The organism is Bradyrhizobium sp. USDA 4369 (assembly GCF_054056435.1).
Genome location: NZ_JBSRYH010000001.1, coordinates 273,149 through 298,405, shown reverse-complemented (window position 1 = coordinate 298,405; position 25,257 = coordinate 273,149). Strand labels below are relative to the sequence as shown.

Here is a 25,257-nt window from a genome sequence, read left to right as displayed (position 1 = left end):
GCGGCTGCGCGCTTCGGCAGCACATGGCAGCCGTGATCCGGGCCGCTGATATCGGACATTCGTGTCGTGTCGAAGCGCCCCGTCAGGCTGCGGCTTTGCCGGTTTTCCTGCCCGCGGCCTTCGCGGGCTTGCTGACGGACTTCTTGCCGCTCTTGCCGTCCGGCTTTGCGGGCGCTGCCGCGGCTGACTTTTCGGACTTCTGCGGCTTTTCGGGCTTCTTGGGCAGCTCGGCCGCGGCGGCCTGACGCATCGCGCGGGCATAGCTGTCGGCGACGTTGTCCGCCGAGATCAGGAGCCGGCGCGCCGCGGCATTGGCCTGCTCGGCCACTTCGCGGGCGAGCATCTTGTAGCGCTCCTTGGCGTCCTTGTCCTTGGCCTTCATGGCCAAGCCGCTGAAGCGGTCCCGCCGCTTCTTGGCCGCCGCCAGAATGGTCTTGTTCTGCTGCTTGGCCAGTTGCCGGATCACGGCATCAAGATCGGCATCCGCCATCGTCGTCCCCAAACTCCCGAGAATCAGCGCTCCAGGCGCCCCGGAGCGCGCGGACTATGCTATCGGCGCTGCCGCTTTGCAATCGGGGCTGAACAGCTGCGCGGCACCCGGCGCCTCGCGCCGGCCGACCAGACCGGCCGCGGCCGATGCCTCCGAATTCTGAAAAGCGTGAGATCGACTTGCATAGCGGGCGGCGGCAACGTCCGCCGCGGGCAGGCCCGCGGCACGGCGTTCTCCGGCGTTCGACCTGGACCTGCCGACGGTGTCATGTGCAGGGGGAAGCGCTGTCATATCGCTAAGGACGGACTAACGGGGCCTGCGAAACCTCGGTGGAAACGCCTGGTAACGAATTCTCGGCAATTGCGTCAATTCGGATGAAAGGGATCATCAGCAATATGGCCCGCATCAGAGTTCTGCGTTTGGAGTGTTGCGGTGCTGTCCGGACATCGATACCTCGGGCTCCTGTCGCGGTTTCGCCGCAACGAGAGCGGGAATATCGCGATCATATTCGCGCTCGCATTGTTGCCGATCCTCACCTTCGTCGGCTCCGCGATCGACTATTCGATGGCGGTGCGTGCCAAGGCCAAGCTGTCCGCCTCGCTCGATGCGGCGATGCTCGCCGCAACCGGCTATACCGCGATGCGCGGCACGGCGGCGGACGCCAAAACATCTGCCACCAACATGTACAATGGCCAGATGTCGTCGCATAAGCTGACCTCGAACTCGCTGAACATCACCGTCACGGACAGCGTGACGGCGCGAACCGTGACGGGCACGGCATCGGTGGTCGTCAATACGGCGTTCATGTACATGTTCGGCTTTCCGACAATGACCGTGACGGCCTCCTCGTCGGCGTCGGCGTCGTTTCCGACCTATATGGATTTCTACGTCCTGGTCGACAACTCGCCGTCGCAGGGCCTCGGCGCGACCACGACCGACATGACGACGCTGCAGAACGCGACCTCGGACAAATGCGCCTTCGCCTGTCACGATACTTACACGTCGAGCACGAAGAAGACGCTGCAGACCAACAGCTACTACCAGATCGCCAAGAACAAGGGCGTGACGATGCGGATCGACGTCGTCAGGTCGGCAACCCAGTCGCTGACCGATACGGCCACGGCCAGCCAGGTGGTCAGCAACCAATACCGCATGGCAGTCTACAGCCTGGGGAGCGATTGCGGCTCGCTTGGCCTGACGACCGTGGCCAGCCTGTCGTCGAGCATGTCGTCGGTGAAGTCCTCGGTCGGCGCGCTCGACCTGATGACGATCCCCTATAGCGGCTACAATAACGACATGTGCACCGATTTCGATGGTGCGATCTCGGGCATGAATGGCGTCATCCCGGCCCAGGGCGACGGATCATCGACCAGTCCGCAGAAATGGCTGTTCTTCGTCTCCGACGGGGTCGCCGACTATTCCTATCCGACGACGTGCAGCAAGACCGTGCTCTCGGGCGGGCGCTGTCAGGAGCCGTTGAACACCACGACATGTGATACCCTGAAGGCCCGTGGCATCAAGATCGCGGTGCTCTACACCACCTATCTCGCGATCACCAACAACAGCTGGTACACGACCTACATCGGGCCGTGGCGGGATTCGATCGGCGGCATCATGAAATCCTGCGCCAGCCCGGGCTATTACTACGAGGTCGATTCCTCGGGCAGCATCGGTAAGGCGCTGACCGCGCTGTTCCAGCAGGCCATCGCGTCGGCGCATCTGACGAAGTAGCCGAACGCTTGCCGAGCATTCAGGCCGGCAAGGCGAGCAGGTGCTGCAGCGCCGCGGCATCCTTGAGCACGGCGAGCGTTTCGCGGCGGGACAGGTAACCGATCGCCTCAGCGAAACCGCCGGCCTGGGCGATCCGCGCCCGGGCGGTGGCGAGATCGATATCGATGTCGCCGGGCCTGCGCTGCGGCGACGCGGGCAGGGCACTGACATGCTGGCGGCAGAGCTCGGCGTCCTGCCGGAGCGCGTGCAGCGCGGCGTCGCGCGGTCGCCGCGGCGCCTCGCCAAGCTCCCTGGCGCGGATCAGCACCGGCGCCGGCTCCCGGTCCTCCGGCGTGGTGAACAGGCGCGCGCCGCGGCCGCGGCCGGCGGTCAGCAGCCCGATCGGGATGGCGAGCACGAGTCCTGCGATCACGGGCGACATCCAGGCCAGCAGCGGGACGGAGACCGCATAGGCGGCGGCGGCCATGAACACGCCGCAGACCGAGGGCAGCGCGAATTTGCGGAAGATCTCCTGCCGGCTGACGCCGCCATCGCTGCGTCGCTGCACCTGCCAGCCGGCGTCCCGGCCGAGCAGAATGTCGATCACGGCGACCGACTGGAAGATCATCATCGACGGCGCGATCAGCGCCGACAGCAATGTTTCGGTCAGCACCGCGGCGCAGAGCCGGAGACCGCCACCAAAGCCCCGGCGCCTGTCCGCCGTGAACAAGGCAGCCAGGCAGGCGAACAGCTTCGGTATCATGAGCAGGCCGAGCGTCGCGCCGAACACCTGGGCGGCGAGCACCGGATCCTGGGCCGGCCAGTTCGGAAACAGCGCAAAGCCTTTCGGGAAGTATTCGGGCCGGACGAAATTGGCCTGCAGCGAAATCAGGATGCCGAGCACCAGGAAGGCGAGCCATAGCGGAGCGGTGACATAGGCGCCGATGCCGATCAGCAGATGCAGCCGCGACACCCAATGCAGCCCGCGGGCCGGCAGCACCGCCAGATGCTGCAGATTGCCCTGGCACCAGCGCCGGTCGCGCGCGGCATAGTCGATCAGTGACGGTGGCACCTCCTCGTAGCTGCCGCCGAGAGTCACCGTCATGTAGATGCCCCATCCGGCGCGGCGCATCAGCGCGGCCTCGATGAAATCATGACTGAGGATGTGTCCGCCGAACGGCTTGCGGCCGCGCAGCTCGGGCAGGCCGGCGTGCTGCGCGAAAGCGGCGACGCGGATGATGGCGTTATGGCCCCAATAATTGCCTTCGGCGCCGTACCACCACGCATTGCCGGAGGCGATGACGGGCCCGTAGAGCCGGCCTGCGAATTGTTGCAGCCGCGCGAACAGGCTGCTGCCGTTGACGATCACCGGAAGCGTCTGGATCAGCGCGGCCTGCGGCGCCTGCTCCATCGCATGGGCGAGCCGCACCATTGTCTCGCCGCTCATCAGACTGTCGGCGTCGAGGATGATCATGTGGTCGTAGGCTGCGCCGAACCGCCGCACCCATTCGGCGATGTTGCCGGATTTGCGCGCGAGATTGTTGGCACGGTGCCGGTAGTAGACGCGATGGGCGGGGCAGGCGTCGCGCAGCGCCAGGAACGCGGCCTCCTCTCCGATCCAGATGTCGGGGTCGGTGGTGTCGCTGAGCAGAAACCAGTCGAAGCGATCGGCCGCGCCGGTCGCGGCCGCGGATTCGATCATCGCGCGCAGCCGTACCATCACCGCGTCCGGATCTTCATTGTAGGTCGGCAGCAGCATCGCGGTGCGGCTCGACAGCGCGGGCAGGGGACCAGCGAGGTCGATCGAGATCGTCTCCCGAGGCCGTGCCAAGGTCACGGCAAAACCGGCCAGCGCCGTGATGAAGGCAAAGCTGATCCAGGCGATCAGGATGCAGAACAGCACGAGCACCAGGCCTTCGAGCACGGTCACGCCGCCGACCTCGACGACCTGGTACATCTTGGCGCAGCCCACCGCGGTCAGCGCGGCGGTACCGGCCAGAACCAGCGCGCGACGGACCGCGACACCCGGCCCGCTGCTGAGCGCAGGACGGCCCGGCACGGGCTGATCGAGCGGCGCAGCCACCATCTCGCAGGGCGCCTCGGAGGGCAGGAAATCCGTTCCCGTCTCGTCACGAAGCCTGTGCGATCGTCTTGAGCTTACGGCGTCCATCGATAGATCCAGCTCTCGGAAATGAGCTTGTCGCTCGCGAACAGCTCGGCCCGCAGCTCGACCGGCGCGTCCCTGGCGGCGCATTGAAAGCTCAAGCGCCATCCGCCGGTCTCGGGATTGGGCTGGGCGACCACGTTGGTCACGTCGGTCTTCTCGGCGCTCAAGACGCCCTTGACGGTGCCGGGATCGAGCCCCTTGAGCGCATCGCCTGCGAGTTCGAGCACGAACAGCCGTCCCTCGCCCAGCGCGGCCACGCCGGTGCGGGTGAAGCGCGCCAGCGCATGCGGTTTCGGCACGTCGGGGCCCCAATGCAGGCGATAGGTCATGTTGTGCTCGCCCTTGGCGGCGAGCGGCGTCTTCGGCCGCCAGAAGGCGGCGATGTTGTCATGGATCTCCTGCCTGGTCGGGATCTCGAACAGCACGACGGCGCCTTCGCCCCAATCGCCGATCGGTTCGATCCACAGGCTCGGTCGCCGCTCGAACCGCGATTCCAGATCCTGGTAGGCGGCGAATTGCCGCTCCCGCTGCATCAGGCCGAAGCCGCGCGGATTGAGATCGTTGAAGACGCTGACCTGCAGGTCGCGCGGATTGCTGAGCGGACGCCAGAGCTGCTCGCCCTTGCCGTTGAACATCGCAAGCCCGTCGGAATCATGCACCGTGGGCCGGAAGTCGTCGCTGTCGCTGCGATCGTTGGGCCCGAACAGGAACATGCTGGTCATCGGCGCCAGCCCGGCATGACCGATCTCGACGCGCGGATACAGCGACGCCTCGACATCGAACACGGTGGTGTCGCCGGGGCGGATCGTGAAGCGGTAGGAGCCGGTCGCGCTCTTGCTGTCGAGCAGCGCGTGCACCACCATCGCAGTGGCGCCGGCGGTCGGCTTCTCCAGCCAGAACGCCTTGAAGACTGGAAACTCCTCGCCCTTGGCCTCGCCGGTGTCGATCGACAGCCCGCGCGCTGACAGCCCGTAGATCTCGCCTTTGGCGACCGCGCGAAAATAGCTCGCGCCGAGGAACACGGAGACCTCGTCATAATAGTCCGGCCGGTTCATCGGCGTGTGCAGCCGAAAGCCGGCGAAGCCGAGATCGGCCGCCGGAAACGCCGGCACTTGCGGGCCGAACGCGAAGTCTTCCGGACGATAGGTCACCGGCTTGGCCTGGCCGTCCGCGACCTCGTAGATGTCGACGCGGTCCTTGTAGATGAACCCGCGATGAAAGAACTGCGCCTGGAACGGCAGCTTCTCGTCGCGCCACAGCGCGTGCTCCGGCAGAAAGCGGATCGAGCGATAGGCATCGTAGTCGAGCTTCGCCAGCGCATCCGGCAGCTTGTCGTCGGGCGCGGCGTAGGGCTTGGCCGCGAGGTTGCGCGCGAGATCGCGGACATAGGCGGCGCTGAACGGCTGGCCCGCAGGCGCCGCGACCGCGACGCTCCGCGCGACAGATGCGGCGATTGGGATCGCAGCCGCAGATTGAATGAACTGACGGCGATTCAACTTATTCTCACTTTGCTGCGTGGGCGCCGAAGCAACCGTTCAGGCGACGTCGGGTTCCACCGGAGTCGGCGACCTGCCGCTCTCACCAATGGATCATCGTTGCCGAACGGCACATGAACGACGACAGCGCGGCGCGTCAGGCGCGGATAGGATGCGCTCATGAGCAGGGCGTTGAGCCGCAGACTCCTGCTTCAGAGGTGCTTCGTTGTCAGACGATACCGATCCGGCGCGGGGACCGGTGAGGCGCGAGCCCGGCCTCGCCCGATCGCCGGCGCAGCCAGTTGCGAAGGCTGACGATCTCCGGACAATCGGCCGTCCCGTCGGGAGCGATCAGCCAATCACCCACGCCAGTTTCCCCGCGAATTCGGTCGCAGCGGTAGCCCGGATGGTGACCGAGGCTGCGGGCAATCAGCACGTCGACCTTGCCCTCGACCAGCTCATGCAAGCCGGCGGGCTGCAGCACGCGCAAGCCGATCTCGGTATTCCCGGCCCGGAATGCGTCCAGCTCGAGCCGGCGCAGGTCGAGGCCGCCATGGACGCCCAATTGCAGCAGCACCGCGCCCTGCGGCTTTAGTTGCGCAGTCGCGTCGGCGATGCGACGAAAGCCGTCCGAAATTCCGGGCAGGTAGCTTTGACCGGCTGCGGTCAAGATGAGTTGTTTGTGCAATCGCTCGAACAGGCGGACGCCGAGGCGAGCCTCCAGCGCCTTGACCTGCTGGCCCACGGCCGCGGGAGTCACATGCAGATCCTGGGCGGCGCGCTTGAAGCTGAGATGTCGCGCGGCAGCTTCGAATGCGCGCAACGCGTTGAGCGGCGGAAGCGTATAGGTCATCGCATCGAGTTTGACACTGATCGGCCGTGGCTTTGCAATAGATTTTCTACGGCGGGACCACAGCAAATCTGCTTTGAGCCGGCCCGGCCTCCACAGCTACGTTCCGCTCCTCATGTCATTGGTGCCTGCAGAGCGAGGCGCGAGAGCCTCTAGAGGAGAGATACGCCATGGTCGAGACCATTCACTGTTTCTACGAGGGGCATCGCGATGCGATGGAAGCTGTCATGCGCCATCGCCTCGACCTCGCCGAACCGCTGCTGCGCGACCGCGCGCATGTGTCCGGCATCGCGCAGGTGAGGCAGGAGGTGATGGACGAGTTCGATGTCGTGCTCACCCAGATGCCCTATGTCGGCGGCACCGCAAGCCGCATGACCGACTTCTTCATGCGCCTGATCGGCTTCATCGCCATCAGCCGCGTGCTGCGGCGGCACGGCGTGTCACCCTCCCTGATCGGCGACATCGAACGGGAAACCTACAGGGCGCAACTGCTCATCGAGCCCGCAGCGGATCGCCTTGCCGAAGGGCGTCAATTCATGTCGCCGGAGAACCGGAGACGTTTGCGGGAGCAGGCCGCACACAGCGCTTCAGAAGCTCATCAGCGCGAATTTCCCGATGATTTCGTCTATGAGTTTGTCGAGCCTGGCCCGGGCGACCGGTTCGAGTTCGGAATCAATTACAAGTCATGCGGCTTCTGCAAGTTCGCGGCGCGTCACGGCGATCAGGCGATCCTGCCGAACATCTGCGGGCTCGATGTCGACGCCTATGCCGTGCGCGGCATCCATCTCGAAAGGACGCAGACGCTGGCTGGCGGGGCGAGCCATTGCGATTTCAGATTCTCGTCATTGCAGTCGGACGAGAGCAGGGAGCAATGACGCGGATGGCAGGGCGATCGCATATGGAAAACTGACATCGTCTCTGCGGCCATCCTTCGAGACACCCGCCTCCGGCGGGCCCTCAGGATGAAGGCTTGGTTTGCGGCACGAGATTGGCCCCTCATGGTGAGGAGCGCCTCTTCGGCGCGTCTCGAACCATGAGGCCCCGAACTGCTGCACAATCATATGCAATAGCCCTGACGTGGATGGGGGCCGCAGAGCCAGTGTCGTTCCGGAGCGCGCTCCAGAAGGAGGGGCAAGACAGCGTCTGCCCTACAGCTCCCTTGCATTGCTGAACGCGAACGAACTCACGCGCCGTGTCGTCTCGTCCAGGATCAGCGTCCGGGTGATCGGCGGCTCCGCGCGCTGGGCGCAGTTCTCGCGCTCGCACAGCCGGCAATTGACGCCGATCGGCGTGCCCTCGGTCTTCTCCAGGTCCATGCCGGCCGCATAGACGAGACGTGAGGCGTGGCGGATCTCGCAGCCGAGTCCGATGGCGAAGCGCGGCTGCGGCAGCGGATGCGGCGCGACCGGACGGCGCACCATCTGCGCGATGGAGAAATAGCGCGAGCCGTCGGGCAGCTCGATGATCTGCTTGAGAAGGCGGTCCGGCGTGTCGAAGGTCGAATGCACATTCCACAGCGGGCAGGTGCCGCCGAATTTCGAGAACGGGAAGGTGCCGGACGAAAACCGCTTGGAGACGTTGCCGGCATTGTCGACGCGCAGCATGAAGAACGGAATGCCGCGCGCATTGGGGCGCGACAGCGTGGTCAGGCGATGGCAGACCTGCTCGAAGCCGGTGTTGAAGCGCTGTGCCAGCACGTTGATGTCGTAGTTCAGCGCTTCGGCGGCGGCGAGGAAGGGCCCGTAGGGCATCATGACGGCGGCGGCGTAATAGCTGGCCAGCGTCATGCGGTAGAGCCGGCGCGATGTGTCGTCGAGCGCGCCGGCGCGGCCGATGATGATCTCGAACTGCGGCAGGCATTCAGCCATGCCGAGCTGGACCGCGAGCTGAAAGGTGCGGCCGGGTCCGTCGACAAGTTCCGAGATCAGCAATTGGCGGCGATGTCGGTCATAGCGGCGCAATGTCTCGCGCATGACGTCGACCGGCATCACCCGGGTCTGCACCGAATGCTTTTCGCGCAGTCGCGCCGCGAGCGCCGCATAGAGTCCTTCGGCGGGCACGTCGAGCGCGTCGCGCAGGCCTTCTGCCTGCTGCTCGAGCTCGGCGAAGTAGTTGCGGTTGGCCTCGATCAGGTCGCGCACCCGCTCGATCGGGTTGGCCTCGAAATGGCCGCCGCCCGCGTTGCGGTCGGCCATCTGCGCCGCCACCAGCGTCTCGCCGCGGCGCGCTTCGGCATAGGCGGCATACAGACGCTGCAAGGCGTGGGTGATGCCGGGGCACAGCTCGGCGAGGTCGCGCAACTCCTGTTTCGGCAGCTCGATCTGGCGGAACAGCGGGTCGGAGAAGATCTCGTTGAGCTCGGCAAAGAAGCGGTCCTCGTCGGCGGTCGCAAGATCGCGCAGGTCGAGGTCGTAGGTCTCGGCCAGCCGGAGCAGGATCTGGGCGCTGACCGGCCGCTGGTTGCGCTCGATCAGGTTGACGTAGCTTGGCGAAATGCCGAGCCCCTCGGCGAGCTGGGTCTGCGACAGGCCGAGCTGCTGGCGAATCCGCCGGAAGCGCGGCCCGACGAACAGCTTCTTTCCGGATTCACCCGGCATCGTGATCTCCTGACAGGCCGGAAGACCCAGTTTTGTGACAAGATTTACAAAATGACACTTATGACAAGTGATGATGTTACATGACATCACCATTCAAAAACAAGGGGACTAGCTCTGGAGGTCGGTTTCGCGTTTATCTGCTGTCACGCAATTCGCAATGCACTGTCAAAGTTGTGACGTTGAAGGAGGGTCTCATGACCAGCAATTTCTGGGTGATCGGCGGCGAGTTCGGCTCGATGAATTTCCACAAGCTGGTGGAAGGCTCGGCCCAGGTGAAGGGTCCGTTCAAGTCGCGCAAGGAAGCCGAGGACTGCTGGCGCGAGGTCTCCGAGGAGAACCGGCATAAGGCTGGCGTGCGGTTCTCGATCGTCGAGGAACCGCAGCGCGCCCCCGCGGCCTGAACCGACGCGAGGCATTGCCAGGTATTTGAATAAGCTCGAGGAAGAGCCCAAGGACGGGGCGGTCTCAGCCGGGTCACCGGAGGAGGCCGCCCACGTCCGTTCTGGTTACGATGCTGTGCTTATAACCCATTGAAGATCAAAGGGGATTGCAGAATACTGGGTTACTGCTAGGTTAACCGGGTGGGAACCTGGCAGAACCAGGGCCAAACTGTGAAAGCGTCAGCGATGTCCGAGGCCCCCGAGAGCAGCACCGAACCGCGTCCCGTGCGCCTGCGCGAGGCGCTGCGACAAGCCCGGATCGAGGCCGCAGACCGCACCGGGGTGGTGGTCGATCTGCGCGATGCCGAGGTGGCGCGGCTGGAGATTCTCAACGACGCGCTCGATCCGCTGTTCAATGAGATCCCGGGCCAGATCGATTTGTTCGATCGCGGCATCAGCCAGGGCGAGACGCCGCGCTTGTGGATCGACATTGTCGCCCATGTCGTGATGGGCCGCGACAAGCGGCAATATCGCTTCGTGCAGGACACAAGCAACGGCCGCATCGTGCTCGCCGAATCGCACGAGGCCGGCGCCATTGTGAAGGCTGTGACCGACTATGTTGCGCGCCGCATGGTCGAGCGCGAGCGCGCCTTCAGCCTGGCTCGCGCGCAGGCTCCGATCGCCGAGGAGAAGCCGCGCCAACGCAGCAAGGTCTGGACGTTTGCGCTCGGCTTTGTGCTCGGCGCGCTGTCGCTGTTCGGCGTCGCGCTTTATGAGAGCCTGAAACCGATCTATTTCTGAACCCGCGTCAGAGCAGCCGAACCTGCCGGATCTCGCGCACCCGCAACGCATCGTTGACGCTGCGGACCGTCATGTCGCAGCGCCAGTGATTGCCGGCGCGGGAGATGGCGAAGATGTTGTAGGCGGCGGCCGGATAGTGGCCGTGTGCGATGGAGGAGGCCGACGGCACGCCGACGGTCGGAATCTTGCGCTCGGGGCCGTCGATCCAGATCGTCGAATGCACGTGGTCGTGGCCGTGCAGGATCAGCTCGACGCCGTGGCGCGCGAGCAGGGCGATGAGATCCTTGGCGTCGGTCAGCCGCTTCATGCGATTGGCCGAGCGCAACGGATGATGCACCAGCAATACCCGGAACAACTGCTCATGGCCGATCGACTGCAGCAACTGCTCCAGCGCGGCGAGCTGCGCGCTGCCGAGCCGGCCGGTCGCCATGAACGGGCCGGAGGGCACCGCGGATGACAGGCTGATCAGCGCCAGCGGCCCGCGCCGGCGCAGCGAGGGAAAGGTCGCCGGTCCCTCCTGCGGGGCATCGCCGCCGAAATAGGCGGAAAAACTCTCGGCGAAACGCAGCCGGGTCGAGCGCACATAGGCGTCGTGGTTGCCGGGAATGGCGGTGACCTTGTCCGGCGGCCCGACCGTCTTGAGCCAGGCCTGGGCGAGCGGGAATTCCGACTCCAGGGCGAAATTGACCAGGTCGCCGGTGACGGCGATCTGGTCCGGCATCTGCGTATGCAGGTCCGACACCAGCAGATCGAGAATGTCGCGCCGGTGATATTTGTAGCGGTTGCGGGTCCAGTTCAGATAGCCGAGCGCGCGCTTGCCGGCGAGCTCCGACAGCCGCGGCCGCGGCAGCGGCGCGAGATGCGGGTCGGACAGATGCGCGAGCGTGAACGCGGCCATCACCGGCCTCGGCGCCGAATGCGGATGCGAGCGCGCCAAATCGTCATGTCGTGCTATCCCTCATGCTGCCGGCTCTCATGGCAAGCCCCGCGGGGAAGCGCAAGGACAACCAGGACTTCGAATTCTGATGACAACACATCTCAGCAGCTTGCGGATCCGGTTCGAGCCGCTGCTCCGGCGCGGCTTTCACCTGTATTGGCGGTTCGCGCGCGGCATGACCCTGGGCGTGCGCGGCGTCGTGCTGGATGCCGACAATCGGGTGTTCCTGGTCAGACATGGCTATGTCGCCGGCTGGCACCTGCCGGGCGGGGGTGTCGAGGTCGGCGAGACCTTCATGGAGGCGCTGACGCGGGAATTGTTCGAGGAGGGACGGATCAAGCTCTTGGCTGAGCCGGAGCTGCACGGCATTTTCCTCAACAGCCACGTCTCGCCACGGGACCACGTCGCCGTGTTCGTTATCAAAAGGTTCACGCAGGACCGGCCGCCAACGCCGAACAGCGAGATCGTCGAGACCGGCTTCTTCGCCCGCGATGCGCTGCCCGAGGGAACCACTTTGGGGACGCTGTCCCGCCTGCGCGAGGTGCTAGACGGCGTTAAGGTCATTCCCACCTGGCGGCCGGAACAGCCCGCTCAGGCCGGCTCATTATGAAATTCTGCACCGAATGCGGGCAGTCTCCCCGGGGTGGGAGAGGGGTCTATGATATCACCATCGATGCGGATCGCGGTGCTGGTGCCCTGCTATAATGAGGAGGCGGCCGTCGCCGCCGTGGTCAGGGACTTCAAGCAGGCGCTGCCGACGGCGACCGTCTACGTCTACGACAACAATTCGAAGGATCTCACCATCGAGGTCGCGCGCGCGGCCGGCGCCGAGGTGCGCAGCGAGCGGCGGCAGGGTAAAGGCCATGTGGTCCGGCGGATGTTCGCCGATGTCGATGCCGACATCTACGTGCTGGTCGATGGCGACGCCACCTATGATGCGCCGAGCGCGCCACGCATGATCGAGCGGCTCGTGGCTGAGCATCTCGACATGGTCGTGGGACTGCGGGTCGACCAGGAGCAGGCCGCCTATCGCATGGGCCATCGCACCGGCAATTGGATGCTGACGCGCTTTCTCGCCGAAGTGTTCGGTCAGGCCTTCAAGGACATCCTGTCCGGCTACCGCGTGTTCTCGCGGCGCTTTGTGAAATCATTTCCCGTTCTCTCCGACGGTTTCGAGATCGAGACCGAACTCAGCGTTCATGCGCTGGAGCTGGCCCTCCCGGTGGCCGAAGTCGCAACGCCGTATTATGCGCGGCCAGAAGGTTCGGTCTCCAAGCTCAACACCTGGCGCGACGGCTTCCGCATCCTCGGTACGATCCTGAAGCTCTATCGCTCGGAGAAGCCGCTGCGCTTCTTCACGGCGATCGGCATCTTCTTCGCGCTGGTCTCGATCGGGTTCGCGATCCCGGTTTTCGTCACCTTCATCGAGACCGGGCTGGTGCCGCGGCTGCCCACGGCCGTGCTGTCGATGGGCCTGATGATCATGGCGCTGCTGTCGGCCTCGTCGGGCCTGGTGCTGGATACCGTCACCCGCGGCCGTCGCGAGATGAAGCTGCTGGCCTATCTGTCGCATGCGCCGCTCGGGCGGCCATCCGCCTGAGGCCGCTTCATCACATCCCCTCACGTCGCATGGCGGACGCTTGTATCCGCCCGCCAGTCCCGTCATGGTTCGGGCTCGCTCAACGCCCTGCAAAGAGATCATTGCTTCCATGCCCATCCTCAACAGCATCGCCGCTCTCGCCGACGATATGGCCGCCTGGCGCCACGATTTTCACGAGCATCCGGAGTTGATGTATGAGGTGCACCGCACGGCGGGCATCGTCGCCGAGCGGTTGCGTGAATTCGGTTGCGACGAGGTCGTCACCGGCATCGGGCGCACCGGCGTGGTCGGCGTGATCCGTGGCCGCAAGACGGAGTCGGGTCGCATCATCGGCCTGCGCGCCGACATGGACGCGCTGCCGATCGAGGAGGCCTCGGGCGTTCCCTATGCTTCGAAGACGCCGGGGCTGATGCATGCCTGCGGCCATGACGGCCACACCGCGATGCTGCTCGGCGCTGCCAAGCATCTCGCCGAGACCCGCAATTTCGACGGCGCCGCGATCGTGATCTTCCAGCCGGCCGAGGAGGGTGGCGCCGGCGGCAAGGCGATGGTCGATGACGGCCTGATGACCCGCTGGGGCATCCAGGAGGTCTACGGCCTGCACAACGCACCAGGCGTGCCCGAGGGAGTCTTTGCGCTGCGGCCGGGCCCGATGCTGGCCGCGTCCGACGAACTCGAGATCACCGTTCATGGCAAGGGTGGCCATGCCGGTGCCGGCGTCCACAAGGCGGTCGACAGCGTGCTGATCGCCGCGCACATCATCACGGCGCTGCAGTCGATCGTGTCGCGCAACGTCGATCCGATCAAATCGGCGGTCATCTCGATCTGCATGGTCGAGGCCGGCAAGGCCATGAACGTCATTCCCGAAACCGTCGAGCTGAAGGGCACCGTGCGCACGCTCGATCCCGAGGTGCAGGACCTGGTCGAGCGCCGCATCGCCGAGGTCGCCGATGGCATCGCGCGGACTTATGGCGGCACGGCCACCACGAAATACACCCGGCTCTATCCGATCACGATGAATCATGCGCGTGAGACCGTAATCGCTGCCGACGTCGCGCGCGACGTGGTCGGGGCGGAGCGCGTCGTCGATCAGGCGCCGCCTCTGATGGGCGCCGAGGATTTCGCCTTCATGCTGCAGGCCCGCCCCGGCGCGTTCGTGTTCCTTGGCATGGGCGACGGCAAGGACTGTCACCATCCGGCCTACCGCTTCAACGACAACATTCTCGGCCACGGCGCATCCTATTGGGTGCGGCTGGTCGAGAAGACGATGCCGGCGGAGTGACGCCGGCCTCGTTGCCTCAGAGCATGATCGGGAAAAGTGGGAGCCGGCTTTCCGAACTGATCAGAATCTAGCGGCGGGCCGTTAGCTGCCTGGACGACTGCCGCCACTGCCGCGGGCTGCAGCCGGTCCAGCGCGCAAAGGCGCGGGAGAAGGCTGAAGCTTCGGAATAGCCGAGCAGGAAGGCGATGTCGCCCAGCGGCAAATGGGCCTGGCGCAGATAATGGCGGGCGAGATCGAGGCGCGTCGCCTCGATCAGATCGGAGAAGGTGGCGCCGAACTCGGCAAGGCGGCGCTGCAAGGTCCAGGACGTGGTCGACAGCGCCTCGGCGACCTCCTCGAGATGCAGCGCGCCGGCGGACAGCCGCCGCCTGATCTCGCCGCGAACGAGGTCGAGAAATGCCGGCGTGCCGCACGAGCCGGCCACGCCGGCAAGATCGGTGGTCAGCCGCTGCAGGCGCGACAGATCGGCCTGCGGCATCGCGCGGTCCAGGCCGCGGTCGCGAAACACCAGCGCGTTGGTCGCTTGCGACCAGCCGACGTCGGCATCGAACGCCGCTTCATGGTCGCGCCAGGACGCGGGACGGGCATGCTCGAACAGCACCATCTCGGGCGCCCAGCCCGACGGCAGGCAGGCGCGGAAGACATTCGCGAACATGCCCATGGTCAGCTCGGCATCCTGCCGGCGATCGACGATCGAGCCGTCGAGAATGCGATATTCGAGTCGGAGCAAGCCGTCACGTCGGGTGAGCCGGGTCTCGGTCGCCTGCTGATGCCAGGGAAACCACAGCGCGAGGTGCTCGATGGCCGAGCCGAGCGTCGGGGCCGCAAGCGCGATCTCGCCGATCAGACCGAGCATCTGCGGCCGGTAGCGCTGGCCGAACCACAGTCCGAAATTGTCGTTGCCGGTCTCCTGCGCGGCGTCCTCCATCATCGCGACATAGTCGGCGAGGTCGAGCGCGCGGCGGGTCTGGCCAAGGCAGTCCGCATCGATGCCGATTCGCTCGAACACCGCTTCGGGGCGACCTCCCGTGCGGGCGATGAAGTCAGCCACGCCGGTCGCTGCGGCGGCCAGAATGTTCCGGCTCCGATCCCGTGGAAGCTGGCTGTCGGCTGCAAGATGCTGGGCCATGAGATCCTCGCCTTTGAGGAAATGCGCCGTCGGTTCACACCTCGTAGTTATGCAAGTCACATGCCTGCCGAAGCAAGCCCTCAAAGGAGCCTCCGCGCGAGGACATCGCGCGGAGTTTTGTTGGCGACGACCTCACGAGGCGGCCGGATCAGTCGGCCAGGGCGCGGGCCTCGTTCAGGGCGATGTCGAGCAGATTGTCGTTGGCCGCGCTGCTGCGCTTGCCCGCCGTCAGACGATAGAGCAGCAGGCCGGCGGCGAACAGCACCACGAAGGCCGCGAACACCTGCAGGTTGAACCAGATCATCGTGAGCAGCGAGAGCGTCGCGCACACCAGCGCCACGGCCGGAAGCACCGGATAAAGCGGCGCCTTGAACGGCCGGACCAGGGTGGGCTCGGTCGCGCGCAGGCGGAACAGCGCGGCCATGCTCATGATGTACATCACGAGGGCACCGAACACGCTCATGGTGACGATGTTCGCCGTCAGCGTCTGCCCGGCGAATTGGATCAACTCGTCGGAAAAGATCGCGGCGATGCCGACCACGCCGCCGGCGAGGATCGCCCAATGCGGCGTGCGGCAGGTCGGATGCAGGGCCGCAAGCTTTGCCGGCAGGAAGCCGGCGCGCGACAGCGCGAAGATCTGGCGCGAATAGCCCATGATGATGCCGTGAAACGAGGCAATCAGGCCGAACAGGCCGATCCACACCAGCATGTGCAGCCAGCCCGAATTCTCTCCGACGACGATCTTCATGGCCTGCGGCAAGGGATCGTTGATGTTGGCGAGCTTCGACCAGTCGCCGACGCCGCCGGCCATGATCATGGTGCCGAAGGCGAGCACGACGAGCGTCAGGATGCCGGCGATATAGGCCAGCGGGACGGTCTTGGTCGGATTCTTGGTCTCCTCGGCCGCCATGGCGGCGCCTTCGATCGCCAGGAAGAACCAGATCGCGAAGGGAATGGCCGCGATGATGCCGCCGATGCTCGTCAGCGAGAACGTGCTTTCACCGGCCCAGCCATTGGCGGCGAAATTGGCGAAGGAGAAGCCGGGCGACACCACGCCCATGAATACCAGGAGCTCGGCGATCGCCAGGATCGTGACGAACAATTCGAAAGTCGCGGCGATCGAGACGCCGGCGATGTTGAGCGCCATGAACACCACATAGGCGCCGAGTGCGGCGGCTTTCGGCGACAGCGCCGGAAACTGGACGTTGAGATAGGCACCGATCGCGAGCGCAATCGCGGGCGGGGCGAACACGAACTCGATCAAGGTCGCAAAGCCCGCGACGAAGCCGCCGAGCGGGCCGAAGGCGCGATAGGAATAGGCGAACGGGCCGCCGGCATGCGGGATCGCGGTGGTCAGCTCGGTGAAGGAGAAGATGAAGGTCGTGTACATCACCGCGATGAAGATCGTGGTGACCAGGAAGCCGAGGGTGCCGGCCTTGTCCCAGCCATAGCTCCAGCCGAAATATTCGCCGGAGATCACCAGCCCGACCGCGATGCCCCAGAGATGGAGGCCGGTCAGGCTCTTCGAAAGCGTCGGTTTGGTCTCGTCACTCATGTCCACGCGCTCCTGTCGGTTTGTGATGGGTGATCTCTGTTGTCGAGTGTGTCGTCTCGATCGCGCTGTCCGGCGCCGCTTCCTTGAGGCCGATGCCGGTGACGCCGATCCGCAGCGCTTCGCGCACCAGCCAGGCCAGTCTGTCCGCGGCCCGCTGCGCTGACAGGCCGTGGCCATGAATGTTCGAGATGCAGTTGCGCGCGCTGTCGCGCAGGCCGGGCGCCGGATTGAGGGAGAGATAGACGCCGAGCGAGTCGGCCGCCGAAAGCCCCGGGCGCTCGCCGATGAGAACGGCCACGAGCCGGGCGCGCATGGCGGCGCCGACATCGTCGCCCAGCGCCACGCGCGCCTGCGAGGCCAGCACGATTGGACCGATCGTGAGGCCGGCAAGACGCGCCTCGGTCGCGATCACCACGTTGGCTGCGTGGCGTTCGAGCGCATCGGCGGAGAGCCCGTCGGCGATGACGAAGACGAGATCGAACGGGCCTGATGGCAGCTGTGAGGCTGCGCCTGTAGCGAGGCGGCGTCCGAGGTCGGGCCGGCGCAGATAGCTGGCGCGGTCCGGCGCCGCGCTGGCCACCTTGATCACCTCGCGCGGCGCCAGCGCGCCGGCGATGCCGTCGAAATTGACCTTGCCCCACACGGCGTCGCGCGCGAGCGCATGCGCCATCTGGAATTCCAGCCTGGCCTGCGTCGGCAGCCCGTCTCCGCAGCGTCCGAGCGCGACGCGGGCGCGTGTCATCCGGCGCAACATGGCGAACGCATCGTCCCTCATGCCCGCGCTCCGTGTCCGATCAGCCGGGTTACGGCCGGGGCGCTGCCCGGCAGCGGCGGCACGCGGCCGTGCTCGTCGAGCAGGCCCATGCGCGCCAGCCAGGCCTCGAACTCAGGTGCCGGGCGGCGGCCGAGCAAATGCCGCAACCGCATCACGTCGTGATGCGACAGGCTTTGATAGTTGAGCATGATGTCGTCGGCGCCGGGCACCGCGATCAGGAAATTGACATTGGCCGCCGCGAGCAGCAGCGCCAGATCGTCCATGTCGTCCTGATCGGCTTCGGCGTGGTTGGTGTAGCAGACGTCGCAGCCCATGGGTACGCCGAGCAGCTTGGCGCAGAAATGATCCTCCAGCCCGGCGCGGATGATTTCCTTCGCGTCGTACAGATATTCCGGACCGATGAAGCCGACGACGGTATTGACCAGCAGCGGCGAGAAGGCGCGCGCGACCGCGTAGGCGCGGGCTTCGACGGTCTGCTGGTCGAGGCCGTGATGGGCGTCGGCGGACAGCGCCGCGCCCTGGCCGGTCTCGAAATACATGACATTGCTGCCGATCGTGCCGCGCTTCAGCGACAGCGCGGCGTCCTGCGCCTCCGCCAGCAATGCGAGCGTCACGCCGAAGCCGGCATTGGCAGACTCGGTGCCAGCAATCGATTGAAATACGAGATCCAGCGGCGCGCCGCGCTCGATCGCCTGGATCGAGGTCGTGACATGGCTGAGCACGCAGGATTGCGTCGGCACCTCGAATTTGCGCCTGATGTCGTCGAGCATCGTGAGCAGGCGAATGCAGGCCTCGACATTGTCCGTCGCCGGATTGATGCCGATCACGGCATCGCCCATGCCGAACAGCAGGCCGTCGAGGGTGCCGGCTGCAATCGCCTGGGGATCGTCGGTCGGATCGTTGGGCTGCAGCCGTGACGACAGCCGGCCGGGCAGGCCGATGGTGGAACGAAACGCGGTCACCACCCGGCACTTCGCCGCGATGGCGATCAGATCGCCATTGCCGCACAGCTTGGAGACGGCCGCGACCATTTCCGGGGTGAGGCCGGGCGCGAGCGTGGCAAGCCGGTCGGCATCCGCCTCCCAGGACAGCAGCCATTCGCGAAACTGCCCGACGGTCAGCGCGGCGACGGCCGCGAATGCTGCCGCATCGTGGCTGTCGAGGATGAGGCGCGTGACCTCGTCGGTCTCGTAGGGAATCAGCGGCTCGTCGAGGAAACGTCGCAGCGGCACATCGGCCAGGGCCATCCGCGCCGCCACCCGCCGCGCGGCGCTGTCGGCCGCGACGCCCGCCAGTTCATCGCCGGAGCGGCGGGGCGAGGCGCAGGCCAGCAGCGTCTTGAGATCATCGAAAACATGAGTTTCGCCGCGATGGCGCGACCGGAATGCACCCGTCATCTTCGACCTGCCGCTGTGTCAGAGAGATCCAAAGCGACCGGGATGGCGGCCGCAGCGCTCATGACGGGGCGAGGTTAGGCGATGGCGGCTCCGGAAACTTGACATCTCAGCACAATCTTCGATCATACCGTCTAAATGCTCAGAAATTCAGCAGGTGATCTGGAGGGCTGAGCGAATGCGGTGAAAGCGACGGCGCCACGGCATGGACCGCGCCGCGCCGGGATGCTATCTCGCCACCCCACATGAGTGACCTCTCCATCACGATATCAGCCGAGAAGCCGGGCGATGCGCAGGCGATCGAGCGGCTGCATGAGCGCACCTTCGGCCCCGGCCGCTTCGTGCTGAGCGCCTATCGGTTGCGCGAGCACGTCGATCATCTGCTCGAATTGTCGTTCACCGCCCATATAGGCACCTTGCTGGTCGGCTCTGTGCGGCAGCTGCCGATCTGCGTCGGCGACACCAAGGCGCTGATGCTTGGGCCGCTGACGGTCGAGCCGCCGTTCCGCAAGCACGGCATCGGCCGCATGCTGATGGAGCGCTCGATCGCGGATGCGCGCGTGCAGGGCCACCGCCTGATCCTGCTGGTCGGCGATGCCGCCTATTATGCGCGGGTCGGCTTCAAGCCGGTGCCGAAAGGCCGCGCGACGATGCCCGGGCCAGTCGACTACAACCGGTTGCTGGTGAACGAACTGGTCGAGGGCGCCTTCGACGGTGTTTCGGGAGAGATCCGTCCCGATTGGGATTACGCGCGCTAAGATCTTCCGTCATTGCGAGCGAAGCGAAGCAATCCAGGGCCGAGCGAGGACTCTGGATTGCTTCGTCGCTTCGCTCCTCGCAATGACGAAGGAGGGAGCGCAGGTTGGTCGGCTTCTGCGCTCCTCCGAGTTCGTGATCAGAACTTCAGATTGGCAAATATCCGCACCCCGATGCCGGGCAGCAGAACCTGATCCTTGGTGTAGGACACGGAGTTGCGGATCTTCTCGTTCAGCAGGTTGTTGCCGACCAGGCCGACCAGCATCTCGCGCGCGCCGAACATGTTCGGATCGAGCTTGGTCCGGTAGCTGACCTCGGCCTTCAGCAGATTGTAGCCCGGAGTTGGCGTTTCCGCGATCGGGGCGACCTCGTTCTGGGCGAAGGCGTGCAGCAGGTTGACGCGTGTCAGCCAGTTCGCATCGCGCCAGAACAGGCCGCCGCCGATGCGCAGCGGCGGAATCCGCGGCACGTTGGTGCCGTCAGGGAATGTCGCCCGGACGACGTCGAACTGGTTCTCGATGCCCCAGATGCCGGTGCCCAGCGGAGCGACATCGAACTGGCTCTGGAACTCGGCGCCGCGGAACAGCGCGTTGCGCTGGGAATAGACCGCCTGGTTGAGATTAGCGCCCGCAGTGCCGCAGGAGTCGAAATCGTCACTGCACATCACGCCGGTGAGACGGCGATAGATGAAATTGCTGAACTGCGTGTAGTAGGCGGTCGCCTCGAAGCGGAACGGACCGGTGGCCTTGCGCAGGCCGACCTCGACGGTCTTGGCGGTCTCGATCGTCAGGTTCGGGTTGCCGATGTCGAAGGTCGCGGTTGCATCATGACCGCCGCGCGAGAACAGTTCGGCCGCCTTCGGCGCACGCTCGACATATTGGGCCGTGATGCTCGCCACCAGATCGCCCGGCAGATCCTGCAACAGGCCGACGCTTGCGCTCTTCGGCGTGTAAGACGGGTTGCGGGCGATGTTGGCTTGCGGCACGCCGTTCGGAAGAAAGTCCGCCGGGAAGTCGGGCGTGGAGCCGTTCAAGGAGACGTGCTCGATGCGGCCGGCGACCTGCGCCCTCGTCGTCGGCGTGAAGGCGAGCTCATTGAAGACGTAGCCGGCGACGCGGTTGTTGGTGTTGGGCCCGAACAGGCCGTTGAACACGGTGCCCGGATTGTCAGGGCTCGGCGCGTTGAGCTCCTGGTGACCGGCCTGTATGCCATATGCCGTCGTCAGCGTGGCGAAGCGCAGATTGACCGGCATCATCTGCATTTCGACGCGGATTTCCTGCTCGCGGTTGGTGAAGGTCTGGCGGACGCCGTCGGTCGCCGGATTGGTGACATCGGCGAGTCCGATCTCATTGTGCCGGTAGTCGGTTGCACCGGCCCAGAAGCGGATCGCGTCGATCGCCGCCGAGTCCGGCCGGTACTCGCCCTTCGCGGTGATCTTGGTCTGATGCGCATCGATGCGCGTCCGGTTGTCGGATCCGTCGGTTCCCGGAATGTGATAGAGTGCGTCGGTCTGCGTGATAGCCGCGCCGATGAAGCCGCCGCTGAAGAAATAGCTGCCGCCGATCGATGCGCCGTCATTCTGCACGGCTGAATTGGGCTGCCGGCCGTTCACCGGGCGGGTCTGGTCAAACAGGTACGGATAGCCCGGAATGGAATAATCACCGGTCTTGCGGCCATAGGCGTCGGCGTGAAGGGCAAAATTGCCGCCGCCGGCATCGAGCAGCACGCCGCCTTCCACGCCGCGATCGACCGAGCTGAAGGAGGTGCGCGTCTCGGCCGTGACGCAGGGCGCGGCACCCGCGGCCGGGGCATTCGCCGGCAGGCCGTAGGTCTGGAACGGCGTGGTCGAGCACGTCGGCAGCGCCTGTGGGACGCGATTATTGGTGGCGCTGACGACGCCGCCGATCGACGTCGAGCCGTAGCGCAGCGCCGCCGGACCGCGAACGACTTCGATCTGATCGCTGGTGAGCGGATCGATCGGGACGAAATGGTCCTCGCCGAGATCCGAAGCGCCGCCACCGCCGATGCCGTTCTCGACGATGCCGACGCGGTTGACATCGAGGCCGCGGATGATCGGCCGGCTCGATGCGCCCGGTGCGAAGCTGGAGCCGGTGATGCCCGGCTTCGAGTTCAGGAGATCGCCGAGCGTGGCGGCGCCGGAGCGGCGGAGCTCCTCGTTCGGCACCACTGTGACGGTGGCGAACTGATCCGTCACGACCGGCAGCACGCCCTGCTGGGGTGGCGGCGGGGCGGCTGGTGTTTCGCGCGCGGGCGCCGGCGTACGGGTGCCGCCGCGCGCCACGCGCGTGGTCGGATTGGGCCGCGGCACGACCGGCTTGCGCGCCCGGATCGGGCTCGGCGCGGTGACATTGACCTCAGGCAGTTCGGCCGCCGGCTTTGGATCATCGGCGCGCGCGGAGGCGCTGAAAAAGCACAAAATGGCTGCGGCGCTGCAGCCTGACATCAAAGCTCTCGGCAACATTTTCCATTCCTGATTCTGATCAGGCGTCCCACATCGTCGCTGGTGGGATGCGCCTGTCGCCGGCTTGCGCCGGCCCCATTCGTGCATGCTGTCGCTGCGCGCGTGCGCGCAGCGGTGGCGATGTTTCGCGTGGCTGAGATCAGGTGGTGGGAGGGGCGCGCGGCTGGAACGCTGTGCTGACCGGCACGGCCGCGAGCGGAACGGTGATCGCGTCGGGCAGACGAAATGCGACGGGGTCGGGAAGGTTGAGAACCGGCGTCGGCGACAGCAGGATCGACTGCGCCATCGCCATGACAGCGCAGATGGCGCAGCTGTCTGCGGACGGCTGCTGATCGGGATCTGGACTTGCGGGCGAGCCGGTGTGAACGCTGGTGATATTGACCGCTGCGGCATCCTGAGCCTGCGCCGCGAGCCAATGAACATGACCGAAGGCGAGCGCGAACTGCAGCAGCAGCGCACACAGCGCCAGCCGCGAGCCATGCTTGATGTTCGCGCGAAACCAGCTCATGGCCAGCGTTGGCTCATGTCGATCAGCCACCCTATTCAGCCGAGAGGCTCAGCCGTTGTAATAAAGTAACATCGCAGGGGGGATCAGGAACTGTCAATCAGCCGACGACAAATGGCCACTGAATCGGCCTAGCTGTGCCTTCAGCGCCACGCTGAGGCGTCCGGATGCGCATGAGGAAGTGCACCCGAACGGTTGGCCTCAGCGTCCCTCGCGGACCCAGGTCGCGGCGAGCGCGCCGAGCAGCAGCAGGAGGCCGATGACGCCGGCGAACATCGGCAGCACGCCGACGCCCTTGACCACGCTGGCATCGCGCATCCGCACGCCCATCCAGCCATCGCCGCTGAACAGCGTCGACGAGCGGACCGGGACGATGCGCGGCATGTCGATGCCCGATCCATCGCCGATGCGGCGGGCGTCGCCGCCGGTCGCCTGCGCCAGCGGCTTCAGCGTCTCGGTGGTGGAGGTGACCTCGGAGAACTCCTTCGGATTGGTCGGCCCGACATTGATCAGCGCCTTCAAGGTGCCGTCGGTGGCCTGCCACAGGCCGAGCTCGTTGGCCGGCAGGGTCGCGCGCCATTCGCCGGGGTCGCCCTGGCTCAAGGTCAGTTCACGGGTCTGGCCCGACGGCGACGTCACGGTCACCGGCGGCACGGTGTCGCCCATGGTCTGGCGGATGACGGCGAGGTCCTTGCCCTGGATCTGCAGCCGCAACGCCTCCTCGTCGAGGTCCGGCTGCTGCATCAGCCAATGCGACATGCGCCGGAGCAGATCGAGATGCGGACCGCCGCCTTCATAGCCGCGCGCCCATAGCCAGATGTGGTCGGACAGCAGCAGCGCGACGCGGCCGGCGCCGAAGCGCGACAGCAGCAAGAGCGGCTTGCCATCGGCGCCGGTCATGACCGGCGGGCTGACCGCATTGCGGGTCTCGACGGTGCGGAAGAAGCGGCTCCAATGCGGTGGCTCGGAGGCCGAGCCTTCGAGCCCGCGCGTCACCGGGTGGCGTTTGCCGGCGTCGGAGAGATGCGCATAAAACGGCTTCTCGGTCACGCCGACCGGCTCGGCCGGGAGCACCGAGTCCAGCGGCGTGCGCCAGATGCTGGTGTTGGAGGCGTAGTCCGGCCCGGCCGAGACCAGCACTGCGCCGCCATTCCTGACGTAGCGCGCGATATTGTCGAAATAGGCGATCGGCAGCACGCCCTGGCGGGCGTAGCGATCGAAGATGATCAGCTGGAATTCGTTGATCTTCTGCTGGAACAGCTCGCGGGTCGGAAACGCGATCAGCGACAGCTCGTTGATCGGCGTGCCGTCCTGCTTCTCCGGCGGCCGCAGGATGGTGAAGTGGACGAGGTCGATGCTGGCGTCCGACTTCAGCAGGTTGCGCCAGGTGCGCTCGCCGGAATGCGGCTCGCCCGACACCAGCAGCACGCGCAGCTTGTCGCGCACGCCGTCGATCGACACGACAGCACGGTTGTTGACGAGCGTGAGCTCGTTGTCGAGCGGGGAGGCCTCGATCTCGACGATGTTCTGGCCTTCATGCTTGATGTCGACGTCGACATTGGCGGCCTGACCGCTGGTCAAGGTGCGCTCGCTGATGACCTCGCCGTCGCGGCGGATCACGACCTTGGCGCTGGCACCGCTGACGCCCTGATCGTCGAGCCGGAAGCTGATCGTCTGCGGCTGGCCGACGATGCCGAAGCGCGGTGCGGCGGTGATGGCGATGCGGCGGTCGCGCTCGGCCTTCTGTCCGGTGATCAGCGCCTGCAGTGGCGCCTGGAAGCCGAGGGCCGCGACATTGCCGGGAATGTCATGCACGCGGCCGTCGGTGATCAGGAAGGCGCCGGCGACGCGATCGACCGGCACGTCCGACAGCGCCGAGGTCAGTGCGCCGAACAGATGCGTGCCGTCGGTCTCGCCATCGGCCTGGCCGGCATCGACGACGCGGACCTCGAGGCCCTTGATCTTCTTCAGGCTGTCGACCAGCGCCTCCTGGGCCGCCTGCGTCTGCTTGTTGCGGTCGCCGAAATTCTGGCTCGGGCTCTTGTCGACGACGACGGCGGCCACCGAGCTCAACGGCTCGCGGTCCTCGCGCGTGAACTGCGGATTGGCGAGCGCCAGCGCGATCAGGGCGAGCGCGGTGACCCGGATCCAGGCCGAGCGCGAGCGGCCGAGCAACAGCAGCGCCGCGATGACCACGATCGCGCCGATCGCGAGCCACAGCACCAATGTCGGAACCAAAGGCGTGAACGCGATGCCGTAGTTCATGAGGCAAACTCACAATTGTCGCCATGCCCGGCTTTATGCCGGGCATCCACGTCGTGCGGCACCCGCGACCCGCCATGGATGGCCGGGACAGGCCCGGCCATGACGGC

General features: G+C 65.9%; 21 protein-coding genes. 8 read left to right on the top strand and 13 right to left on the bottom strand.

Annotated features, from left to right (window positions below):
• Positions 1–82: 82 nt before the first annotated feature.
• Positions 83–490, bottom strand: a complete 408-nt coding sequence (locus ACVIJ6_RS01380) for a hypothetical protein (protein WP_456771156.1) — start codon at positions 488–490, stop codon at positions 83–85.
• Positions 491–922: 432 nt separating this feature from the next.
• Between ACVIJ6_RS01380 and ACVIJ6_RS01375 the strand changes: the two genes are divergently transcribed.
• Positions 923–2,221, top strand: coding sequence for a TadE/TadG family type IV pilus assembly protein (locus tag ACVIJ6_RS01375; RefSeq protein ID WP_456771155.1), 1,299 nt, complete (start codon positions 923–925; stop codon positions 2,219–2,221).
• A 19-nt stretch (positions 2,222–2,240) separates the two neighbouring features.
• On the opposite strand, the gene mdoH is transcribed toward ACVIJ6_RS01375, so the two are convergent.
• The 3 genes from mdoH to ACVIJ6_RS01360 all read right to left on the bottom strand — a co-directional run bounded on the left by mdoH (position 2,241) and on the right by ACVIJ6_RS01360 (position 6,695).
• Positions 2,241–4,370, bottom strand: coding sequence for a glucans biosynthesis glucosyltransferase MdoH (mdoH, locus tag ACVIJ6_RS01370; RefSeq protein ID WP_456771154.1), 2,130 nt, complete (start codon positions 4,368–4,370; stop codon positions 2,241–2,243).
• Complete coding sequence (locus tag ACVIJ6_RS01365) at positions 4,358–5,863, bottom strand: glucan biosynthesis protein G (protein ID WP_456771153.1); 1,506 nt, start codon at positions 5,861–5,863, stop codon at positions 4,358–4,360. The genes mdoH and ACVIJ6_RS01365 overlap by 13 nt, the downstream gene beginning before the upstream one ends.
• Before the next feature lie 208 nt (positions 5,864–6,071).
• On the bottom strand, positions 6,072–6,695 hold the full coding sequence (locus ACVIJ6_RS01360) for a LysR family transcriptional regulator (protein WP_456771152.1): 624 nt from the start codon (positions 6,693–6,695) through the stop codon (positions 6,072–6,074).
• 167 nt (positions 6,696–6,862) lie between these two features.
• Between ACVIJ6_RS01360 and ACVIJ6_RS01355 the strand changes: the two genes are divergently transcribed.
• Positions 6,863–7,567, top strand: coding sequence for an L-2-amino-thiazoline-4-carboxylic acid hydrolase (locus ACVIJ6_RS01355; RefSeq protein WP_456771151.1), 705 nt, complete (start codon positions 6,863–6,865; stop codon positions 7,565–7,567).
• A 273-nt stretch (positions 7,568–7,840) separates the two neighbouring features.
• Here ACVIJ6_RS01355 and ACVIJ6_RS01350 read toward each other — a convergent pair whose 3' ends face one another.
• The gene (locus ACVIJ6_RS01350) at positions 7,841–9,289 is read right to left on the bottom strand and encodes a helix-turn-helix domain-containing protein (RefSeq protein ID WP_456771150.1); all 1,449 of its coding nucleotides are present in this window, start codon (positions 9,287–9,289) and stop codon (positions 7,841–7,843) included.
• A 194-nt stretch (positions 9,290–9,483) separates the two neighbouring features.
• Here ACVIJ6_RS01350 and ACVIJ6_RS01345 point away from each other — a divergent pair, with 194 nt between their 5' ends.
• Entirely contained in the window at positions 9,484–9,690 is a 207-nt protein-coding gene (locus ACVIJ6_RS01345) for a DUF4170 domain-containing protein (protein WP_006612464.1), read from the top strand.
• A 225-nt stretch (positions 9,691–9,915) separates the two neighbouring features.
• Positions 9,916–10,470: a hypothetical protein gene (locus tag ACVIJ6_RS01340; protein ID WP_456771149.1), complete on the top strand. Its 555-nt coding sequence runs from the start codon at positions 9,916–9,918 to the stop codon at positions 10,468–10,470.
• Between the two features lie 7 nt (positions 10,471–10,477).
• Here ACVIJ6_RS01340 and ACVIJ6_RS01335 read toward each other — a convergent pair whose 3' ends face one another.
• Positions 10,478–11,368 (bottom strand): metallophosphoesterase family protein, encoded by an 891-nt coding sequence (locus tag ACVIJ6_RS01335; RefSeq protein WP_456771148.1) that lies wholly within the window; start codon positions 11,366–11,368, stop codon positions 10,478–10,480.
• 127 nt (positions 11,369–11,495) lie between these two features.
• Between ACVIJ6_RS01335 and ACVIJ6_RS01330 the strand changes: the two genes are divergently transcribed.
• The 3 genes from ACVIJ6_RS01330 (at position 11,496) to ACVIJ6_RS01320 (ending at position 14,289) form a co-directional block, all read left to right on the top strand.
• Positions 11,496–12,017, top strand: coding sequence for an NUDIX domain-containing protein (locus ACVIJ6_RS01330; RefSeq protein ID WP_456771147.1), 522 nt, complete (start codon positions 11,496–11,498; stop codon positions 12,015–12,017).
• A 48-nt stretch (positions 12,018–12,065) separates the two neighbouring features.
• Entirely contained in the window at positions 12,066–13,007 is a 942-nt protein-coding gene (locus ACVIJ6_RS01325; protein WP_456771146.1) for a glycosyltransferase family 2 protein, read from the top strand.
• A 109-nt stretch (positions 13,008–13,116) separates the two neighbouring features.
• Positions 13,117–14,289: a M20 aminoacylase family protein gene (locus ACVIJ6_RS01320; protein WP_456771145.1), complete on the top strand. Its 1,173-nt coding sequence runs from the start codon at positions 13,117–13,119 to the stop codon at positions 14,287–14,289.
• Positions 14,290–14,356: 67 nt separating this feature from the next.
• On the opposite strand, the gene qhpR is transcribed toward ACVIJ6_RS01320, so the two are convergent.
• The 4 genes from qhpR to ACVIJ6_RS01300 all read right to left on the bottom strand — a co-directional run bounded on the left by qhpR (position 14,357) and on the right by ACVIJ6_RS01300 (position 19,145).
• On the bottom strand, positions 14,357–15,418 hold the full coding sequence (gene qhpR, locus ACVIJ6_RS01315; RefSeq protein ID WP_456771144.1) for an AraC-like transcriptional regulator QhpR: 1,062 nt from the start codon (positions 15,416–15,418) through the stop codon (positions 14,357–14,359).
• A 148-nt stretch (positions 15,419–15,566) separates the two neighbouring features.
• On the bottom strand, positions 15,567–16,973 hold the full coding sequence (eat, locus tag ACVIJ6_RS01310) for an ethanolamine permease (RefSeq protein ID WP_456771143.1): 1,407 nt from the start codon (positions 16,971–16,973) through the stop codon (positions 15,567–15,569).
• Positions 16,966–17,748, bottom strand: a complete 783-nt coding sequence (gene eutC, locus ACVIJ6_RS01305) for an ethanolamine ammonia-lyase subunit EutC (RefSeq protein ID WP_456771142.1) — start codon at positions 17,746–17,748, stop codon at positions 16,966–16,968. Before eutC ends, eat begins: the two co-directional genes overlap by 8 nt.
• Entirely contained in the window at positions 17,745–19,145 is a 1,401-nt protein-coding gene (locus ACVIJ6_RS01300; protein ID WP_456771141.1) for an ethanolamine ammonia-lyase subunit EutB, read from the bottom strand. Before ACVIJ6_RS01300 ends, eutC begins: the two co-directional genes overlap by 4 nt.
• A 242-nt stretch (positions 19,146–19,387) precedes the next feature.
• Between ACVIJ6_RS01300 and ACVIJ6_RS01295 the strand changes: the two genes are divergently transcribed.
• Complete coding sequence (locus tag ACVIJ6_RS01295) at positions 19,388–19,900, top strand: GNAT family N-acetyltransferase (RefSeq protein WP_456771140.1); 513 nt, start codon at positions 19,388–19,390, stop codon at positions 19,898–19,900.
• Between the two features lie 137 nt (positions 19,901–20,037).
• Here ACVIJ6_RS01295 and ACVIJ6_RS01290 read toward each other — a convergent pair whose 3' ends face one another.
• From ACVIJ6_RS01290 to ACVIJ6_RS01280, 3 genes are all read right to left on the bottom strand, one after another.
• Entirely contained in the window at positions 20,038–22,362 is a 2,325-nt protein-coding gene (locus ACVIJ6_RS01290) for a TonB-dependent receptor (RefSeq protein ID WP_456776864.1), read from the bottom strand.
• Between the two features lie 157 nt (positions 22,363–22,519).
• Positions 22,520–22,888: a DUF2946 family protein gene (locus tag ACVIJ6_RS01285; protein ID WP_456771139.1), complete on the bottom strand. Its 369-nt coding sequence runs from the start codon at positions 22,886–22,888 to the stop codon at positions 22,520–22,522.
• Positions 22,889–23,086: 198 nt separating this feature from the next.
• Positions 23,087–25,150 (bottom strand): hypothetical protein, encoded by a 2,064-nt coding sequence (locus ACVIJ6_RS01280; RefSeq protein WP_456771138.1) that lies wholly within the window; start codon positions 25,148–25,150, stop codon positions 23,087–23,089.
• Positions 25,151–25,257: the final 107 nt, after the last annotated feature.

Excerpts from the sequence above, each read along its gene's own strand:
- ACVIJ6_RS01380 (WP_456771156.1), bottom strand. The coding sequence starts at position 490 with ATGGCGGATGCCGATCTTGATGCCGTGATCCGGCAACTGGCCAAGCAG.
- mdoH (WP_456771154.1), bottom strand. The coding sequence starts at position 4,370 with ATGGACGCCGTAAGCTCAAGACGATCGCACAGGCTTCGTGACGAGACG.
- ACVIJ6_RS01360 (WP_456771152.1), bottom strand. The coding sequence starts at position 6,695 with ATGACCTATACGCTTCCGCCGCTCAACGCGTTGCGCGCATTCGAAGCT.
- ACVIJ6_RS01355 (WP_456771151.1), top strand. The coding sequence starts at position 6,863 with ATGGTCGAGACCATTCACTGTTTCTACGAGGGGCATCGCGATGCGATG.
- ACVIJ6_RS01350 (WP_456771150.1), bottom strand. The coding sequence starts at position 9,289 with ATGCCGGGTGAATCCGGAAAGAAGCTGTTCGTCGGGCCGCGCTTCCGG.
- ACVIJ6_RS01345 (WP_006612464.1), top strand. The coding sequence starts at position 9,484 with ATGACCAGCAATTTCTGGGTGATCGGCGGCGAGTTCGGCTCGATGAAT.
- ACVIJ6_RS01340 (WP_456771149.1), top strand. The coding sequence starts at position 9,916 with ATGTCCGAGGCCCCCGAGAGCAGCACCGAACCGCGTCCCGTGCGCCTG.
- ACVIJ6_RS01335 (WP_456771148.1), bottom strand. The coding sequence starts at position 11,368 with ATGGCCGCGTTCACGCTCGCGCATCTGTCCGACCCGCATCTCGCGCCG.
- ACVIJ6_RS01330 (WP_456771147.1), top strand. The coding sequence starts at position 11,496 with ATGACAACACATCTCAGCAGCTTGCGGATCCGGTTCGAGCCGCTGCTC.
- ACVIJ6_RS01325 (WP_456771146.1), top strand. The coding sequence starts at position 12,066 with ATGATATCACCATCGATGCGGATCGCGGTGCTGGTGCCCTGCTATAAT.
- ACVIJ6_RS01320 (WP_456771145.1), top strand. The coding sequence starts at position 13,117 with ATGCCCATCCTCAACAGCATCGCCGCTCTCGCCGACGATATGGCCGCC.
- qhpR (WP_456771144.1), bottom strand. The coding sequence starts at position 15,418 with ATGGCCCAGCATCTTGCAGCCGACAGCCAGCTTCCACGGGATCGGAGC.
- eat (WP_456771143.1), bottom strand. The coding sequence starts at position 16,973 with ATGAGTGACGAGACCAAACCGACGCTTTCGAAGAGCCTGACCGGCCTC.
- eutC (WP_456771142.1), bottom strand. The coding sequence starts at position 17,748 with ATGAGGGACGATGCGTTCGCCATGTTGCGCCGGATGACACGCGCCCGC.
- ACVIJ6_RS01300 (WP_456771141.1), bottom strand. The coding sequence starts at position 19,145 with ATGACGGGTGCATTCCGGTCGCGCCATCGCGGCGAAACTCATGTTTTC.
- ACVIJ6_RS01295 (WP_456771140.1), top strand. The coding sequence starts at position 19,388 with ATGAGTGACCTCTCCATCACGATATCAGCCGAGAAGCCGGGCGATGCG.
- ACVIJ6_RS01290 (WP_456776864.1), bottom strand. The coding sequence starts at position 22,362 with ATGTCAGGCTGCAGCGCCGCAGCCATTTTGTGCTTTTTCAGCGCCTCC.
- ACVIJ6_RS01285 (WP_456771139.1), bottom strand. The coding sequence starts at position 22,888 with ATGAGCTGGTTTCGCGCGAACATCAAGCATGGCTCGCGGCTGGCGCTG.
- ACVIJ6_RS01280 (WP_456771138.1), bottom strand. The coding sequence starts at position 25,150 with ATGAACTACGGCATCGCGTTCACGCCTTTGGTTCCGACATTGGTGCTG.